Raw genomic sequence first — 16,415 nt, forward strand, 5'->3', positions numbered from 1 at the left:
AATATTAACACGACGAATCAAATTTGAAAAGAGGGAACTCTATGAAATATATAGCAACCATTGTAATTGTAATCGTCATGCTGCTCAGTTCGGTAGCCATCTCTCAGTACGATCTAACTTATAACTATGACCCGGGAGCAGTTGGGCATGAACTGGACTCATAATCCTGTACCCAAACCGGGAAAACAAAAGCGATTTAAAAAGACAGCCAAAGAGCGCGGCCGGATCACAGCAGAAGTATACGCTGATGCTCTGGACCGCAGCGGCGGCTACTGTGAGCGATGCGGCAGTCCTCAGCATTTGGAATGTGCACATTTGATGCGACGTTGGAAGCTGCCTGAAACGACTGCAAACGATGTGGCCATGTTGTGTGGTCCTCAAGTCAATACTGGTACCTGTCATGACTGGATCGATCATACACGTGAAGGTCGGGAATGGGCGCTGCAGCTTCGAGAACAATTTTGGCAACAGGAAAGAGAAAGGATGATTACAGATGGCTGAGAAACGGATGCTGAGCAAGGTGATATCCGTTTCGGAAAAGGTGAATATGCTACCGGATATTTTCAGTATGCTGTTGTTCACCTGGATGATTCCGCATGCGGATGATTATGGCAGACTGCCGGGATCGCCAGCAAAAGTAAAAGCGTTAGTGGTTCCGATGTTGGACAAATCACTTCGCGATGTAGAGCAGGCAATACGGCAGCTGGAAGAACAAGGTGTTATCGTCTGGTATGAAACAGATGGAGATAAAGTCATCGAAATTGTAAATTTTGCTCAACACCAGGAAGGATTGAAGAGTAAAAAGAAATCTAAATTCAATTCTCCTGAACGTCAAATAACGTTAAATAACAGTTATTTATCTGCAAGTGAGAGTGATATTGAGGATTTACTAGTCGATCTTATACAAAATGATGGATTTATAGATGATGAAGAAATCACCTCAGTTGAACAGCAGCTACGCATTGACAACTCGTATCTAGATATTGTAGCCACGGGAACTTATCGTCGTTATTTGTTCGAAGTGAAGCGACAGCGCTTGTCTAACACAGCTATTGAACAAATAGTAAAATATCGCACTATGCTTAAAGATTCTAAAGTTGTTTGTACCTTGATCGGGAACGGATTAGCTTCAAACTTCGATTTGCAGCGTTGCCGTGATGAGCAAATCAATGTCGTTATGTATGATGATTTACTCAACTTAGAATATCCTTTGTTATTTAACGTTAAATACCGTCATTTACGGTTACTTGCTAACAGAACTGAACTGAATAGAACTGAACAGAACTTAACAGAAGAGAAAAGAAAAGAACAAGAACAGAAGAACACTCGTGGTGATGGTCGTGCATACCGGATTTTTGAACAAGAAGGATTTGGAACAATCAGTTCAATCATCTCTGATCAGATCCATGATCTTGTAAATGATTACGGCATACGTTGGTACGAAGAAGCTATGAAGGTAGCTGTATTGTCCGGTAAACGAACACTCAGCTATGTGAAGGGTATTTTGAAACATTGGAAGGCAACCGGTATCGATGATCCTTGGAAGGAGGAAAACTACAATGGACGACGAGATGCAGGGAATCGGCGGGGCGCTCAAGGTATGGAAAGAGCGAATCGAGAAAGTGCGTATTCGTTCCTCGACGAAAACAATGGAAAATGGAGCATGCCAGAACACGACCCAGACATCATATGAGTGTGACATTTGCAAAGATGCTGAATTTATCATTGAAGAGCGTGATACAACAATCATCCTGGCAGACGGTACCACAAACCCAATTAAACAAGATGTAGCAGTGCCGTGCTCTTGTCGGGATAAAAAACAGATTAAGCGGCTTATGAAGAGCAGCCGGATCACAGATGCGTTTCGGGAAATGACATTCTCAAACTTTGATACTGCTAATCGTCCTGCAGTTATTCAACAGATGTATGCGGTAGCTTACAAGTACACCAAAGAGTTGCCGAATCTGATTAAGAATAAAGCGAGATATAATAGTTGCTGCTTACTGGGACAGCCGGGTGTAGGCAAATCACATCTTTTGACAGCCGTCAGTAATAATCTGCTGGCTAAAGGGATAGCAGTACAATACTTTCCCTGGGTAGAAGGTATAAATGACTTACAAAGCGATTTTGAAGCTGCTAAACAAAAAGTGTCCTACATGCAGCAGGTATCCGTTCTGTTTATCGACGATCTATTCAAGGGCAGAGATAAACCAACCCCTTGGCAGTTAGAGCAAATATTCGGAATCATCAACTATCGATATCTGAATAACCTGCCGATCCTGATCAGCTCAGAAAAGACTATTGCTCAGATGTGTGAGTTTGACGAAGCTACAGGCAGCCGGATCATTGAAATGTGTAAGAACTACAAAGTAACGATCGAACGGGATCTGAACCTTAATTATAGGCTGCTGGGAACGGAGTGAACGAAATAGGATTCTTTAATGGATTGGATGTCCGAACGCTTGAAGATCTCAAGGAGTATTTACAACAGCGATCCGAACGTCTGGGGAAAAGTAATTCCAATATTGAACCTGGGCACACAATTATATTCGTTGACACAGCCGAGACAATCGAAGGAACTTTGGAACGAATGAATGCTGGTGAATACGACGAAGCGGAAAACTACGAAAGCGAATAATTTTACAGACTACTATGAAGGGATGAACAAACATGATTACGACAACAGAGCCAGTTATGAACATTTACGAAATTTCTTATCCAGGATTCTTTAACAATTATCCCGACTATGCTGTGACACGCACTGCTGAGACGCCAGGCAAAGCAAGATATGCTGAATTTCTCAGCTTCAACGACGGCTATGAAATGACCTTTGGTGAATATCAAAAAATCACGAGGGTACGTAAGATTGGTTCGAATCGGATTAATCCGGATGAACATTCCCCCTTCCAATCACGTATCGACCTGATTAATCAACTCATTATTGAAATCGCGAGTCGAGGCAGAAGGTTTCTATACTCGCAGAAGTATGATCGACACAATAAATTCTATTGGGCTGATGGCAGACTCTGGCTGAAAGACAACTACACAGGAATGTCTATGGAAATGAAAAATCAGCAACAAGGTAAATCGCGTGATCAGGAACAAGGATTTTCTCAAGGCGGCACGATGTGGGGATTAATGTGCGACTTTACCGACTATATTTTTGGTGATGATGATGCCAATCACAATCATGGATATGGAGGATTGTACTGTCCGCACTGGGGCTACCCAGACGAGGATATGGAATCCATTCAGGCATACGCCAAGTCAGTCGGTTATTTGAAATAAAGTGAACCTACTTGAAGGGATGAATAGATATGGCTGGGCTATCAGTAGAACCATGCTTATATGATTTTTTGAAAGAGAATGAATGCAAGCTGTACAAAGAAAAAAATCGGATGGTCGCTTGTGTTTTTGTAGATTTTAAAATGCTACCAGAATTTGTTGGAATTGTAGGCTCATATTCATTTGAAGAAGGCGGAATTGCTGTATTTATGAAAGCTGATTATATAGCGATTGAACTCAATGACTTTTTTGAAGGATTAGGGCAAAGCGTGGTTGATTACAAATCAGTTTTTGATAATTATGACTGGCAACACAATTACGAATCTCTTAAAGAGGAATACGGAGAAGAATATCCCGATGTGTTTGGATGACTACAACCTGCACGAACAAGACTGGGAAGAATTCATAAAGAGAGGACGGGAAGCCTATGGGCTTACAGCAGCCGACCATGTGGGATGTGTACGAGTACATGAAGATCCGCTTCATGTACACCGGAGACGTACCAACCCGCCAAGAAGTATTTACGCAACTGCCTGGCGTTGATCCGGTAGAAGTCGACTCAGGGATCATACACTTTCACGAAATTATAAAGGGGTGGCCAGGGCATGAATAAAGCGCAGCTCAGGGCAAAACGACGGCGTCGAGAGTTCCGGCGTAACATGATTGCGAAGCTGGGACGTGCTGCATACGAGACATGGCTGGAGTTCAATGCGTCAGGAAGGAAGCGCCAATGAATCGACTCATATTACCTGGTACTGCGCCAAGCGTAAACCATATGTACGAAGATAAATGGATACGCGGACGTAAGATTCGTATCAAAACACCAGAAGCCGAAGCCTGGTATCAGGAAGCTGTTCTGCGAGCAAAGATGTGGATAGCCCGAAATAGATGGCAGCAGCAATCAGGTAAGGTGTACGTTCTGATTTGGGTGTTCTTTCCGGACAAGCGTAGGCGCGACCCTGATAATGGCTTAAAAGCCTTGCTGGATGCCTTAGAGGATGCAGGCATATATACAGATGATAAAACGGCATTGCCACATATTATGGATTACGAAACGGACCCGGCAAACCCACGGTTGGAAATCGAATTTAAAGAATATAAATCATATAACAACGTATTGGAGCGATTAAAATGGACATAGCAAAAGCAAGTGCCGTGATTATTGCAGAAGTGAATGCTGATGAAGCAAAGATCAAGTTTAATCCAACATTTGTACGGGACGAGGTCGCAGACTTCGCAATCGGCATGGAAGAGGTGTTGGTGAAGAACGATCATAAGAGCGGATGGAAAGAATGTGATCTGGCTTACCTGATGGATCGCCTTTTTCAAGAAATGCAGGAAGTATATGCAGCTATAGGTCAAGGCGAGAGCGCGGCACGTATTCGCAGTGAATGCCTGGATGTAGCCAATTTCGCAATGATGATAGCAGACAATGTAGCGGTTGCTGAAAAGGAGGCTGATTCCCGTGGGAACATCAGTACCTCGTCAGAATGAAAAAGGTTCTCCAGCTGGAGAGGTTGTGACCAGTACGTGGACGCCTGAACAAATTGCTGATCATCTGAGTGGTAGCGAAGCTAAAATGCAAAAAGAAGTCCAGAAGAGAGGTTCAGTCGTACTCGTGGATGATGGCAGCCGAACGAAAAAGTCTAAAGTCAAACCAGAAATGACAGAGTATCTGCGGCAACGTGCTGCTGGCAAAAGCAGATCAATTATTGCTCTGGAGTGGGGAGTAACTGAAAACACTCTGCAGAACTATCATTGCCGACGCTGGGGACTGACAACCAAAGCAAAAGAAGCTGAAGCGATCAGTAAATTCCAAAAGCAGCAAAAGCCTGTAGAAAAAGCCCCTATTAATCAAACGATAGTTGAGCAAAACAAATCTGAAATCAAAGAGGAGCAACCAGCTGTGAATAATATTATCTGGTATACCACTGAGCATAAGGTAGAAGGACCAAGCTTGACGCTTTATGCAAGCGAGGGATTTGCTCTTAACCAATCTGCCGTCAAATTAACTGGATTTAAACCAGACGACCGTATTCAACTCGGTGTGGACGTTGAAACTCAAACGTTATATGCACGCTTAGATCCATCCGGTATCAAGATGAATAGCAGCAGAAGTGGTGGACTTCGAACCAGCGTTAAGGGAATTAGCAGGTGGGCAGCAGATCATAAAATAAAAAATCAAAAGTATGCATTAGAGAAAACAGAAGATCCTAACGTCTTCAAAGCGATCATTGAACTGGAACAATGAGTATGCCCCTGCTTGAAACCAGACGGAACATCTATACGGCATTGGAAGATCTCAATTTCTTCTGGGATGAAGATAAAGACCTTCCTCAGTTCCAGAATATGTGGAATAAGGGCTGCAGCTTGTTGGAGATTGCTGAATACTTTGATCGGGATCCGGACGAGGTTGTGCTACTGGTGATCGACCAGGCGCGGGAAAAGAAAATCAAGCAGCGGCAGCACGGGCTGCTGGGAGAGAGGGAGAGCAATTGACTATTCCAACACTCACACCAGAACAAGCAGAAAAAGAAATTCCCCGTTATGAACAGGCAGTGCAAGAAGACCGAGTGCTGGTAAATCGACTCAAACGACAAATAGCCGATCTGGAAGATAAGCTGCTAAAGGGTCGGAAAACAGCATACACCATGGAAAATATAGAGCAGTTCAAAAAGCAATTAACAGAGTGGCGTATACCCTCTTTAGAATCTGCCGAACGTGAACTGCATGAAAGAAAGCTGCTGGTAAGCGGATGGACTTGGGAACAGATCATCGCTGATCGGGAGCAGCCGGCACAAGAGGAAGCAGAACCGAGCCTATTCTGAAAGGGTGAGCAGCATGGAATGGATCAAATACGAATGTGAAGAATGCGGACGTAGATTTGCTGTGGAGGAAGAACAGGCTGATCGATTGGACGAACCCAGCTGCCCAGAATGCGGCGAAACAAATTGCATAGAGATAGGAGATTGAGCATGCAAGAAATAATTATAGACAATTTTGCAGGCGGCGGCGGGGCCAGCACTGGTATCGAGTTGGCTACTGGTCGCAGCGTAGATATAGCAATCAATCATGATCCGGCTGCAATCGCAATGCATCGTGCTAACCACCCAGAGACCGAACACTATTGTGAATCAGTATGGGACGTTGATCCGCGGGAAGTTGTGAAAGACAGAGATGTCGGACTTGTCTGGCTCAGCCCGGACTGTAAGCATTTCAGTAAAGCCAAAGGCGGCAAGCCGGTTGAAAAGGGAATTCGTGGCCTGGCTTGGGTAGCGATCCGATGGGCAGCTACCGTTAAGCCTCGTGCGATCATGTTGGAGAATGTAGAAGAGTTCAAAACCTGGGGGCCGCTGCTCCAAAACGGTTATCCTGATCCGCAGCAGAAAGGCCGGACATTCAACTCATTTGTGAATGCCTTGAAAAGACAAGGATATGAAGTAGAGACAAAAGAGTTGCGGGCCTGCGATTATGGTGCACCAACTATCCGCAAACGTTTATTCCTGATCGCTCGGCGTGATAGCCGTCCTATTGTTTGGCCCGAGCCTACACACGGAGCGCCAGATAGTCCAGAAGTGCTGGCGGGCATACGGCAGCCATGGCGAACAGCAGCAGAGATTATCGACTGGTCCCGTCCGGCGCCGAGTATATTTGAACGAAAAAAACCACTGGCTGAAAACACGCTCCGGCGGATCGCAAGAGGGATAGAGCGTTTTGTAATCGACAATCCGAAGCCATTCATTATGCGTGTGAATTTTAGCGGATCGAATCATCATTATTGCGATTCTGTAGATGAGCCGCTGAAAACAATTACAGCTAAAAACGGTTGGGGTGTAGTGACACCATATATTGCCCGGATCGGACAAACAGGCTTTGGCAGTGATCGGCTGCAGTATAAAGTTACCGATCCGCTCACTACGGTGACAACCAAAGCGGAGCATCTGTTGATCACTCCAACACTGATCCAAATGGGTTACGGTGAGCGTGAGGGGCAAGCGCCGCGTGTATTGGATTTGGAAAAGCCGGTCGGAACAATTACTGCGGGCGGTAATAAATTCGCTTTGGCAGCTGCCTTTCTAGCCAAACATTACGGCGGTAATTATAACGGTCCCGGTACAGGAATGGATGATCCACTCAGCACAGTGACCACGGTTGATCACAATGCTCTGGTCACTGCTCATATTGCTCGACACTTTGGCGAATCAGTAGGCAGCGCAGCAGACGATCCGATCGGCACAGTTACTGCTGGCGGTGGTGGTAAATCAGCACTGGTAACAAGCCATTTGATTAAGCTACGCGGCACTTGCCAAGATGGGCAGCAAGTCACAGAGCCGATGCCGACGATCACGGCTGGCGGATTACATGTTGGAGAGGTTCGAGCTTTCTTGCTCAAATATTATGGAAGTGCAGATAACGGACAGCAGCTGGATGGACCGCTGCACACGGTGACTACCAAAGATCGGTTCGGACTCGTAACGGTCCAGGGCGTTGATTACCAGATTATTGATATTGGAATGCGCATGTTAGAGCCACACGAGCTGTTTGCGGCTCAAGGATTCCCGGACAACTACACCATTGATGTAGATGCGGACGGTAAAAAATATTCCAAAAGTGCTCAGGTCGCCCGATGTGGAAATGCAGTACCGCCGCCTTTTGCTCAGGCGCTTGTAAGAGCCAATTTGCCAGAACTATGTACTGGCTCTGGTAATAAACTCACAATTGAGCGCTACAAAGAAGCGGTCGGACAGGTGGAATTCAGTCTCTAACATTCGAAAAGATGAAAACATGAAAAATTCGAAATAATTAATTCTATAGAGCTGGAACAAAGAAGCCAATAGTCCTAACCAGCTCTGTTATGAATTAAAAACCTAAGAGTGTTTTTATCAACTCCATGGTTATCTCGATAATTGTAAATTGTAAACCGGGTGATTTTTTGATTAAGACTCCTATTTCTTTAAACCATTTGATCATTCAAATCCGCTCCTCAAATTTTATTTGACTCATATAGAGTGATCCACATTAAGTTGTTGTCTGGTCACACTTTCAATTTATTTAGGGATAAATATGAGTCTTGCAGGCTAGTTATAGGAGCATATATCTAAAAAATTGCAGTTTATAAATAAAAAATCATCAGAGAGGACGGTATACAGTAATGACTCGTAAAGAGGTCATTTATGAGATCAGCGACTTACTTGATAACCAGTGCAAAGAATGTCCTGTCCGGCAAGAATTGATTCGGAAATATAAAAGTCAATTCGCACACATTGATGGTCATTGTAATAAAAATTGCAACGTAGGCAATCAGCTGCAGATACTCGGTTATCAATTAAAACGTGACGGATAGTAACAGAGAGGATGATATATAGAATGGTCAAAGGTTTAGTTTATGGATTTCTACTAGCTGCAGTATTCTGGGTTGCCGTTGCTGTTACATTTATCTTCTTACTCAATTACTCATCAACCCATATAAGAAATTTACTCGAGAGGAACATTACTCATGCCTGGATATAAATACACGCTTATCGTTTCACAGCTTTACTTTTCACGACATTTTTTCATCGTGCATCACAATGACGAATTCTTGGAAACGGCTCGGAATTTTACTGAAGAAGTGGTGCTTTACAAACGTGGGGTTAGGCCAGAATGGAATGACGTTAAAATAACGCACGGTGATCTGGCTCTTGAATACTGCATGAACGGCATCAGATCCCGGTACAACGTAAATGACGTAGGAGACATATATTTCATTCAGGCAAATACCACGGATGTTTGCATCGATAGCATTATGTACTATCACGAAGAATCGATAAGAGGTATGCGCGGCTACCAAAGTAAAAAAGTCCTTGAAAATATCGAAAATTACCACGAATATCACCGGCTGAAAGAAATAGTAGAAAAGCATTTTTCGATAGTTTAATTGTTGCTCTATTAATAATAGGCCGGGTTCGCTCGGCCAGAAAGGCAGGATTGGTGAATGAAGGAATCAGATATGTACCAGCCGATAAAATTGTACCTGGAACGTTTAGGTTACACCGTGTACCCAGAAATTGAATTAAGCAGCGGCGGACCCCGTGCGGACATTGTAGCCATTCAGAACGAACAGCTGCTGATCGTGGAAATGAAAACGAGCTTTGGTCTGGCTGTAATGGATCAGGCTTATCACTGGGCAGCGGGCGGGTATGCTCATCAGACCTATATTGCTATACCCCGGCGCAGTCACTGGGAGGTGCCGATAATTGCACAACGTGCGCTTTGCTCGTCGGGAATCGGAGTGCTGCAGGTTGAACTACAAGATAATCCTTATCGTTCTGTAGAAGCATATAGAATGTTTGAGGAAAACAGAGTTCGTACTCATATGAATGCTGAGATTTTAGGTGAAGCGCAACAAGCGCAGCATATTATAAATATCCTCACACCACATCATTTGAATGGTCCAGATGCTGGCGGTAAAGCAGGCGGTCACATCTCGGCGCATCGGTTAACAATGATCCGGGCGCAGGAATATATGGAAGCAGCCGGCGACTGGGTTACACCAAAGCAGATTGTGGAGAATATCGAAACTCATTACTTTGCCCAGGACAAAGCAGCTAGTCTCAAGCAGGCTCTGCTGCAATGGGGAACAGACTTTTGCGAATACCAAGTAATCGGCAGACGTGGAATGTTTCGTAGCAAACAGCTCTAACTAATACACAGGCAGAGAGGAAGGTATACACATGGAACGAATACTTGATGCCTGCTGCGGCAGTCGAATGTTCTGGTTTGATAAACAGAACCCTGACGTTGTATACGCAGACAATCGGGAGCTGAGCGACACCCTTTGCGATGGAAGAACACTGAATGTGCATCCTGATGTGGTTGCCGACTTCCGTCATATGCCATTTGCAGACGAAGCGTTCTACATGGTGGTATTTGATCCGCCGCATTTGCTCAGAGCAGGTGACGATTCATGGTTGGCCAAAAAGTATGGACGACTCAATCCAGATACTTGGCAGGAAGATATCAGAAAAGGATTCGCTGAATGCATGCGTGTGCTGAAACCGAATGGAACGCTGATATTCAAATGGAATGAGGATCAGGTAACTCTGGGCGAAGTAAGAAAGTTGTTCAGTCAACCGCCGCTGTTTGGAAATAAGCGTAGCAAGACACACTGGCTCGTATTTATGAAAAATTAATCACATCAACCAATACAAAGGCTGAGTCCCGTACTCAGCCATGGAGGGATAACAGGTATGACAGATAAGCCAGAGCAACGGGAAATCAAATTAAAAACGATTCGGGGATCCAGGGTCTTTATTGCACCTAACGATATACCAGCTATACGAGATAACGCAGGGGTGTATTTGGTAGTACATGCTGCTAGGGATATTGTAGCCGACTTGATTAATCAGCATATTGGGCTTGAACAAGAAGCTGAATCCCAGCGTATTCGGGCAGAAGCAGCAGAACAGGAACTTGATATTGTCAGAAATAGAGAACAATCAGCTAAAGATGATGCAGAGGTATTTGCAAAAGAAATGCACAAGCAAAGACGTAGAGCGAATGCAGCAGAACAGGAACGGGATAAGTTGCTGCAGGCGCTCCGAAATATAGTTGCTGTTCCTGTTGCTAAATCTATGCATAACGAAGCCTTGGTATTGCATAACATAGCGCATAAAGCTTTGGAAGGGAGCCAACCAGATGGAGAGTAAGAGCCGAGAGGATCAGATCATGGAGTTGTTCAAAGAGATGAAGATTGCTTATAGCGGCGCAATGATCTCTTATATTATCGAAAGCGGAGCAGACGTTGACATAGGTGTAGGCAAGGTTGAATTAGAAATGGATAGATGGACAGCCCGCATGAACAGGTTGGTATATGGCAAAGATAAAGATTAAACGCCGGATCGAACAGTTCTATGTCGAATTGGAAGATGGGAGTACAGTATTCGCTTTGTACGAGGACGTAAATCACAACATCCATTATCGGTATGTCAGTATGGACCCAGAAAAATATGTAATGGTGGATCGGGAGTTTTACCGACAATTCAAACTGGAGGAATATTGAAATGAGCAGAGAGATTAAGTTTCGCGGTAAGCATATCGAGACAGGTGAATGGGTACACGGTAGCTTGATTGGAAATGATGTAATAGTAGGCGAGATTGTGGATTGGGACAGCGAATATTTCGCAACTGAATTTTGGATTAGAGTTATTCCTGAAACTGTAGGTCAATTTATTAATATTATTGATAAAAAAGGAAAAGAAATATACGAAGGTGATGTACAGATACCAAAGAGTCGTAATTCTGATTTGAAAGTAGTCTGCCATAGTGATTCACAAGCCATGTTCCAATCATTACCACTAAGTTTTTATAAAAACGACAAACGAAACTCAGGATTTAGAGTTAGGAATGATGAGGAAGTGGTAGGGAATATACACGACAATCCTGAGTTTTTGGAGGAACAAGCTTAACCCATGCAAACAGTATTAGATATCATCCGGCACTATAACGGTGCCGGGGAGGAGGATAAAGATATGCGATACGAATGGACAAAGTGCGAAGAATGCAATGGTTCAGGACGCAGGCTATACCTCACTATAAAATATGTAGCTGATGGCACAACTGAATCGATGGAAGAAGACTTTTGCTTATGTGAAAAAGGACAGGCTATGGAAGAAGATCATTATGCAGGAGTGAACAATGAAAGCTAAAACACACTGAAGAATGATTATCGAGAATCAGTTGGATTCTCGGAATCTTCAGGAAAGGATACCTAGAAATGATTGGTAATCGTGATTACAAATCAAAGAACATTAAGTTTTTCATTGGTGGGAAAGAAATTGATCATTACTATAGCGTCGCTGAAATAAATTCAAAAGACGAAAATAGTAACTTTAAATTGTCAGGTACATTTACGATTAAAAACTCACCTTCAGTCAGGAACTTTTTGGATAAGATGCGCAAACAATTTAGAAAAATGAAATACAGTGAGAAGCTCCAGTATAAAAAAGCAAAAAGCCAATCTAAGAACTGGGCTAAATGGAAACGAAGAAAATAACCTTCATTACTCATTAAATCACGAGGTGATCGTCATAGAGACTAGAAAAGAAAGAGAAGCAAGAATGTCCCGATATAATCAGCAGCAGACAGCAGAATTGCGTGAACGTCTTGGTGATAAGCAGCTGATCCGAGCCGAAGAATTCTTTGTATGGACTATACAGGCCCAGCATGAGGACCGTAGCGGCACTGTATGGGCTGGTAAGCAGGTAAAGGCAGAGTTTCTTTACTCAGCTCCGAAATGGATGATAGATCGAGGTCTGATCGTTGACGCCGCTGATTCAAAGGTGACGGTGGAAGAAGGTCAATCGGAACTATTTGAATTTTAGGGGGCAGCCGTGTGATCTATAAAAGTGGTATGGATAATGGAATAGCTTGGTCAGTTACGCAAGTTGCCGGCGGTTCATTTGAAATAAAAGTAGGCGACAAGGTTGCTGAATACGAATGCCAATATCCAACTTATTTCGGAGTTGACCTAATGGATATTGTAGGAGTCAACGATATACTTGATCGCATGTATGAAGAAATACAGGAAGGGTGAATCATATGGGGGTGGAGCAGTTGCAATGGTTGCCAGAAGCAACGGAGGAAGAATTTCAGGCGGCGAAGTCACTGCTGCGCCGATATCGGTATATGAGCCGGGCAGCTGCCGGTTTGAAAGACCTTGAAGATTTAACAATCAAGCAGCAGTGCAAGCTAAGGGAGTATAGTGATAAGACGGCCAATATAGAATTGGCTGTAGCCTTAATTCTTGACCAGGGTGTTCAGGAGATAACGGAGTTCGTCTTTCTAAAAGGGAACGATAGACAGGCGGCCTTAAATAAGTTACGATTTTTGACAGAAAGATCAGTAGATCGGAAAATACGGCGCGGAGTTATATCAGTAGCCAACACCTTGAAGGATTGGGAGATTATATAAATGAAATTAGATGCGCAAGAGATAAAGAAGTTCAACCATCTGGAAGTGCAATTCTCTCCTGACGACTTCATAAAAAAGCCGGAGCCGATAATTGCTTATGCAACCGGTAAAACAATTCCTGTAAGATCTTATTTTTTTGATGAAGTGGATGACGAAACTTTTTTTTCTATTGGTAAACGAGATTTACGAGCGTATAGAAAAAGAAAAACAAGATCGTCTCAAGCAGGGTATTATAATACTCAAATTGGATACTCTAGAAATAGATGAATTAGTGGAATCTTATCTAGAAGATGATTTTGGATGGAAAGTAATCAAAAAAGTAAAACGTGCTTTATATATACTCCACTTTGCTAGAGATTAGTGTCTGTAAATGGTCTGTACAGAGACGGCACAGCGTCTGTATTATCGGGCTACAATTCACCTATAGGAACGAATGTTCCGGGTGAAGCTGTGGTCCCTTGAATCCCGCGGTACTCAACCATGATGTGATGACTGTATGAGAATACAGTTTAATGCTCCAACCTGAGATTGTGTCGGGTTGTGTAGACGGCGGCATGGACGTGGGGAAGTGGGGTAAGATCACCTGCATGGAATACCAAAGAGCGCGCCACCTGGGCGCCTTATAAATTCAGATAAAATAAAATACTCTTTCACACACAGGTATAGGCGTACTGCACAAGCGGTACGTCTTTTCTGTGTGTATACATAACTATAGAAAGGAGGAACGAAATGGCAATTGCATATCTGGATAAATCGCATGTACTTCATGTTATCGAAGACAAAAATGCAGCAGCTCGTGATAGTGCTGGCAAGCTGGCAGAGACCGGGATCTTTCATACTGGCGGGTACCCACTGTTCGATGGCAAACAAGTCGTATACTATGCCGATAGCAACAAGGCATATGTGGATGGCAATAAAGAAGACGGCAAGGAAATTCCTGTGCCGGATCCGATCAAAGCATTGATTGAAGATTTGAAATGAGGTGATTTTATCATGGGTATACACTTAATGTTTCATTAGCAAGGATTTCAAATTTTATTGTTGAAGTGCTAAACATGTACTATATACAATTAATTGTTGTAATATTCACAAACCTCCTTTATATTCCGATATATGGATAAAAAGGAGGTTTTTTAGTGGGTACTAAACATAAATCGTTTAACGCATATCAAATTGATTTGCACTACTTAGATGACAGCAGACATGCAACAGATGCAGTAAAATGGGAATCGGATGTTATGGTAGATATATTAAATCATATCTTTAATAATTTAAATGAGGGGCAAAGAACTGCAAGATATAATGATGTTTGGTTAATGTATTTAGATCATTTTGAACATGATGAACACTTTATTTTCGGTAGTTTTTCCTCTGCTGAATATGGAACAATTGGAGAGTTGATTCATGCGGATGATTTAACAAGACGTCCAAATCCTAAAGAAATCAGAGAAGGAGAAACTGAATCCACTTATTTTATTATTAGAAAGTCAGACGGTTTAATGCTTCTTCAAGTAAATCAGAGATTGAAAAGAGTTAGGGTTGACGAATATATTGAACGCTATGGACATGTTATAATCAATAATGCAAACTTAACTTATCTACAAATTTGTACATTAGTTGAAACAAACTTTTTCAACAGCATTCGTGAGTTAAATACTGTTCATAGAATTGAGATAGAAGTTGCTAAAGTGGAAACTATGGCAGATGAGAATGAAGCAGTACAAGCTTTGCAAGGAGATCTTGAAACTATATCCGCAACAACTGTGAAATTAAAGTTTGAAGCTAAGTATCAAAGAAGCGGATTATCTGGAGCTATTGGTTTAGTGAAAAAATATAAGGATCAGCCTGGAGTCACTAAAATGGTGGTTCGTGGGAAATTGGCTGGCGCTGAGAAAAAAATAAATTTAGAAGAGTCGCAAGAAAAGTACACCCGCAGAGTTGAAGTGGATAGTAATAATCAACCTATGTTAAGTTCTATCGAAGTAGTTTTAAGAGAGATAGCGAATAGCAGAAGATTATTGAGAGGGTGAAGATAAAGGGTGAGTAATATCAAAAAGTTTTTTTATGCTAATAAGTTCCCATGGGATACGTTTAAAAAATATTTGAAATACTCATCTAAATCAGAACTTGTAGTTGACGTTGCATTACCAATAGTAGCATCCATTTTATTATTAATAGGTACTTCTTTTTTTGTTTCTGATTTTAAAGTTCTTATAGAAAAATTGCAACAGCTTAGCGGGCAGGTTATAGCGGCTATATCAATTTTAGCAGGTTTTAATATAACTAGCATTACAGTTATTGCTACGGTTGGAAGTCATGCAGATCAATTAAGATCAAGAATTTCTTCCGATGGACAAGTATCTGTGTATGATATGCTAATAGGATTTTTTACTTGGGCGGTTACTATACAGTTAATAGTAGTTTTATTTAGCATTTTGCTCTTTTATATTGGTTCATTGACACCAATTAATTTAGCTATGCCAATACCAATATGGGGATGGGGATTAGCAGCTATTTGGTTATCATTGACCATACATTCAATTTTAATATCTATTCGAAATATTAAAACACTGTTTCATTATGTAACTTATACACCTTAATATTAATTGAAAATATAATAAATAAAAGTCGCTCTATTTTAGGGGGGCTTTTATTTATTATATTTTTAGTTCAGTAAAAACATTTCAAGATGCTGAGATTAATGGATGAGTTTTAGATAAGTATCTTAAAAAACGAGAAGGGGATAAATATGGTAAGAGGACAAACAATAAGATATCGTATTGTGGCCCAAAATGACGATGTTACAATTACTACTGAGGTCGCAGCGTCTTCTATGGAGAAAGCAGTAGATCTTGGGGGTAAAAGTGTTTCGATTGAAAAGGGGAATTATAGCCATTTTGTAACATTACCAATTGCTTCGGAATCCGCTTATAAAAACGGACATATTTCATTCTGTCCGCGCTGTGGTTCGAATATTGCAGAAGAAATGGGTGATGATGGCGATGATTATATGAATGAATCCTCATTTACCTGTACTGAATGCGATGCCGAAGTATATGTAAGTATTGAAGTTCCTGAAGAAAGTCCGGATGAGGAAGAATAGTTAATTATATCATTCCACTATATGGGTATTGTGGTTTATTCTAGATTAGTAATTAAATACTTATCTGGAGATGATA

General features: G+C 42.2%; 32 protein-coding genes. All 32 read left to right on the forward strand.

The window, feature by feature from the left end; genetic code table 11:
• The first annotated feature begins 41 nt into the window (after window positions 1-41).
• Window positions 42-164 carry a hypothetical protein gene (locus tag H065_RS28475; RefSeq protein ID WP_017814416.1) on the forward strand — a complete coding sequence of 41 codons (123 nt, stop codon included), beginning with the start codon at window positions 42-44 and terminating at the stop codon, window positions 162-164.
• Entirely contained in the window at window positions 148-501 is a 354-nt protein-coding gene (locus H065_RS26245; protein ID WP_017814417.1) for a hypothetical protein, read from the forward strand. Before H065_RS28475 ends, H065_RS26245 begins: the two co-directional genes overlap by 17 nt.
• Window positions 494-1,693: a DnaD domain-containing protein gene (locus tag H065_RS28290; RefSeq protein WP_051058740.1), complete on the forward strand. Its 1,200-nt coding sequence runs from the start codon at window positions 494-496 to the stop codon at window positions 1,691-1,693. The genes H065_RS26245 and H065_RS28290 overlap by 8 nt, the downstream gene beginning before the upstream one ends.
• The gene (locus H065_RS0117690; protein WP_017814418.1) at window positions 1,650-2,423 is read left to right on the forward strand and encodes a DnaA ATPase domain-containing protein; all 774 of its coding nucleotides are present in this window, start codon (window positions 1,650-1,652) and stop codon (window positions 2,421-2,423) included. The genes H065_RS28290 and H065_RS0117690 overlap by 44 nt, the downstream gene beginning before the upstream one ends.
• Window positions 2,420-2,638 carry a hypothetical protein gene (locus tag H065_RS0117695; RefSeq protein ID WP_017814419.1) on the forward strand — a complete coding sequence of 73 codons (219 nt, stop codon included), beginning with the start codon at window positions 2,420-2,422 and terminating at the stop codon, window positions 2,636-2,638. The genes H065_RS0117690 and H065_RS0117695 overlap by 4 nt, the downstream gene beginning before the upstream one ends.
• A 32-nt stretch (window positions 2,639-2,670) precedes the next feature.
• Window positions 2,671-3,288: a YoqU family phage-derived protein gene (locus H065_RS28295; RefSeq protein ID WP_017814420.1), complete on the forward strand. Its 618-nt coding sequence runs from the start codon at window positions 2,671-2,673 to the stop codon at window positions 3,286-3,288.
• Between the two features lie 29 nt (window positions 3,289-3,317).
• On the forward strand, window positions 3,318-3,656 hold the full coding sequence (locus H065_RS0117705; protein ID WP_017814421.1) for a hypothetical protein: 339 nt from the start codon (window positions 3,318-3,320) through the stop codon (window positions 3,654-3,656).
• Window positions 3,649-3,828, forward strand: a complete 180-nt coding sequence (locus tag H065_RS28300) for a hypothetical protein (RefSeq protein ID WP_238557982.1) — start codon at window positions 3,649-3,651, stop codon at window positions 3,826-3,828. The genes H065_RS0117705 and H065_RS28300 overlap by 8 nt, the downstream gene beginning before the upstream one ends.
• Before the next feature lie 187 nt (window positions 3,829-4,015).
• Window positions 4,016-4,426 carry a RusA family crossover junction endodeoxyribonuclease gene (locus H065_RS0117720; protein WP_017814424.1) on the forward strand — a complete coding sequence of 137 codons (411 nt, stop codon included), beginning with the start codon at window positions 4,016-4,018 and terminating at the stop codon, window positions 4,424-4,426.
• Entirely contained in the window at window positions 4,417-4,779 is a 363-nt protein-coding gene (locus H065_RS27120) for a hypothetical protein (protein WP_017814425.1), read from the forward strand. Before H065_RS0117720 ends, H065_RS27120 begins: the two co-directional genes overlap by 10 nt.
• Window positions 4,751-5,536, forward strand: a complete 786-nt coding sequence (locus H065_RS0117730) for a hypothetical protein (protein ID WP_017814426.1) — start codon at window positions 4,751-4,753, stop codon at window positions 5,534-5,536. Before H065_RS27120 ends, H065_RS0117730 begins: the two co-directional genes overlap by 29 nt.
• 2 nt (window positions 5,537-5,538) lie before the next feature.
• Window positions 5,539-5,784 (forward strand): hypothetical protein, encoded by a 246-nt coding sequence (locus H065_RS0117735; protein ID WP_017814427.1) that lies wholly within the window; start codon window positions 5,539-5,541, stop codon window positions 5,782-5,784.
• Window positions 5,781-6,113 carry a hypothetical protein gene (locus H065_RS0117740; RefSeq protein WP_017814428.1) on the forward strand — a complete coding sequence of 111 codons (333 nt, stop codon included), beginning with the start codon at window positions 5,781-5,783 and terminating at the stop codon, window positions 6,111-6,113. The genes H065_RS0117735 and H065_RS0117740 overlap by 4 nt, the downstream gene beginning before the upstream one ends.
• 147 nt (window positions 6,114-6,260) lie before the next feature.
• The gene (locus H065_RS0117745) at window positions 6,261-8,051 is read left to right on the forward strand and encodes a DNA cytosine methyltransferase (protein ID WP_017814429.1); all 1,791 of its coding nucleotides are present in this window, start codon (window positions 6,261-6,263) and stop codon (window positions 8,049-8,051) included.
• 386 nt (window positions 8,052-8,437) lie between these two features.
• Window positions 8,438-8,629 carry a zinc-finger domain-containing protein gene (locus H065_RS28585; protein ID WP_081604164.1) on the forward strand — a complete coding sequence of 64 codons (192 nt, stop codon included), beginning with the start codon at window positions 8,438-8,440 and terminating at the stop codon, window positions 8,627-8,629.
• Between the two features lie 153 nt (window positions 8,630-8,782).
• On the forward strand, window positions 8,783-9,202 hold the full coding sequence (locus H065_RS0117755; protein WP_017814431.1) for a hypothetical protein: 420 nt from the start codon (window positions 8,783-8,785) through the stop codon (window positions 9,200-9,202).
• Window positions 9,203-9,319: 117 nt separating this feature from the next.
• Window positions 9,320-9,967, forward strand: a complete 648-nt coding sequence (locus tag H065_RS0117760) for a hypothetical protein (RefSeq protein ID WP_238557983.1) — start codon at window positions 9,320-9,322, stop codon at window positions 9,965-9,967.
• Window positions 9,968-9,998: 31 nt separating this feature from the next.
• Window positions 9,999-10,457, forward strand: coding sequence for a class I SAM-dependent methyltransferase (locus H065_RS0117765; protein WP_017814433.1), 459 nt, complete (start codon window positions 9,999-10,001; stop codon window positions 10,455-10,457).
• A gap of 57 nt (window positions 10,458-10,514) precedes the next feature.
• The gene (locus tag H065_RS0117770; protein WP_017814434.1) at window positions 10,515-10,973 is read left to right on the forward strand and encodes a hypothetical protein; all 459 of its coding nucleotides are present in this window, start codon (window positions 10,515-10,517) and stop codon (window positions 10,971-10,973) included.
• 19 nt (window positions 10,974-10,992) lie between these two features.
• Window positions 10,993-11,157, forward strand: coding sequence for a hypothetical protein (locus H065_RS0117775; RefSeq protein WP_238557984.1), 165 nt, complete (start codon window positions 10,993-10,995; stop codon window positions 11,155-11,157).
• The gene (locus tag H065_RS28305; RefSeq protein WP_017814436.1) at window positions 11,138-11,326 is read left to right on the forward strand and encodes a hypothetical protein; all 189 of its coding nucleotides are present in this window, start codon (window positions 11,138-11,140) and stop codon (window positions 11,324-11,326) included. Before H065_RS0117775 ends, H065_RS28305 begins: the two co-directional genes overlap by 20 nt.
• A gap of 1 nt (window position 11,327) precedes the next feature.
• Entirely contained in the window at window positions 11,328-11,732 is a 405-nt protein-coding gene (locus H065_RS0117785; RefSeq protein ID WP_017814437.1) for a YopX family phage-derived protein, read from the forward strand.
• A 63-nt stretch (window positions 11,733-11,795) separates the two neighbouring features.
• Complete coding sequence (locus H065_RS27950; protein WP_193746788.1) at window positions 11,796-11,972, forward strand: hypothetical protein; 177 nt, start codon at window positions 11,796-11,798, stop codon at window positions 11,970-11,972.
• A gap of 68 nt (window positions 11,973-12,040) precedes the next feature.
• Entirely contained in the window at window positions 12,041-12,319 is a 279-nt protein-coding gene (locus H065_RS0117795; RefSeq protein ID WP_017814439.1) for a hypothetical protein, read from the forward strand.
• A 64-nt stretch (window positions 12,320-12,383) separates the two neighbouring features.
• Complete coding sequence (locus H065_RS0117800) at window positions 12,384-12,647, forward strand: hypothetical protein (RefSeq protein WP_017814440.1); 264 nt, start codon at window positions 12,384-12,386, stop codon at window positions 12,645-12,647.
• An 11-nt stretch (window positions 12,648-12,658) separates the two neighbouring features.
• The gene (locus H065_RS0117805) at window positions 12,659-12,859 is read left to right on the forward strand and encodes a hypothetical protein (protein WP_017814441.1); all 201 of its coding nucleotides are present in this window, start codon (window positions 12,659-12,661) and stop codon (window positions 12,857-12,859) included.
• Window positions 12,860-12,864: 5 nt separating this feature from the next.
• On the forward strand, window positions 12,865-13,236 hold the full coding sequence (locus H065_RS26270) for a hypothetical protein (RefSeq protein ID WP_017814442.1): 372 nt from the start codon (window positions 12,865-12,867) through the stop codon (window positions 13,234-13,236).
• Window positions 13,237-13,503 carry a hypothetical protein gene (locus H065_RS0117815; RefSeq protein WP_017814443.1) on the forward strand — a complete coding sequence of 89 codons (267 nt, stop codon included), beginning with the start codon at window positions 13,237-13,239 and terminating at the stop codon, window positions 13,501-13,503.
• A gap of 462 nt (window positions 13,504-13,965) precedes the next feature.
• Window positions 13,966-14,217: a hypothetical protein gene (locus H065_RS0117820; protein WP_017814444.1), complete on the forward strand. Its 252-nt coding sequence runs from the start codon at window positions 13,966-13,968 to the stop codon at window positions 14,215-14,217.
• 155 nt (window positions 14,218-14,372) lie between these two features.
• On the forward strand, window positions 14,373-15,266 hold the full coding sequence (locus tag H065_RS0117825; RefSeq protein WP_017814445.1) for a hypothetical protein: 894 nt from the start codon (window positions 14,373-14,375) through the stop codon (window positions 15,264-15,266).
• A gap of 9 nt (window positions 15,267-15,275) precedes the next feature.
• On the forward strand, window positions 15,276-15,836 hold the full coding sequence (locus H065_RS0117830) for a hypothetical protein (protein WP_017814446.1): 561 nt from the start codon (window positions 15,276-15,278) through the stop codon (window positions 15,834-15,836).
• Window positions 15,837-15,985: 149 nt separating this feature from the next.
• Window positions 15,986-16,339 carry a hypothetical protein gene (locus H065_RS0117835; protein WP_017814447.1) on the forward strand — a complete coding sequence of 118 codons (354 nt, stop codon included), beginning with the start codon at window positions 15,986-15,988 and terminating at the stop codon, window positions 16,337-16,339.
• The last annotated feature ends 76 nt before the right edge of the window (window positions 16,340-16,415 follow it).

The organism is Paenibacillus shenyangensis (assembly GCF_000346635.1).
GTDB classification, from domain to species: Bacteria; Bacillota; Bacilli; order Paenibacillales; family Paenibacillaceae; genus Saccharibacillus; species Saccharibacillus dauci.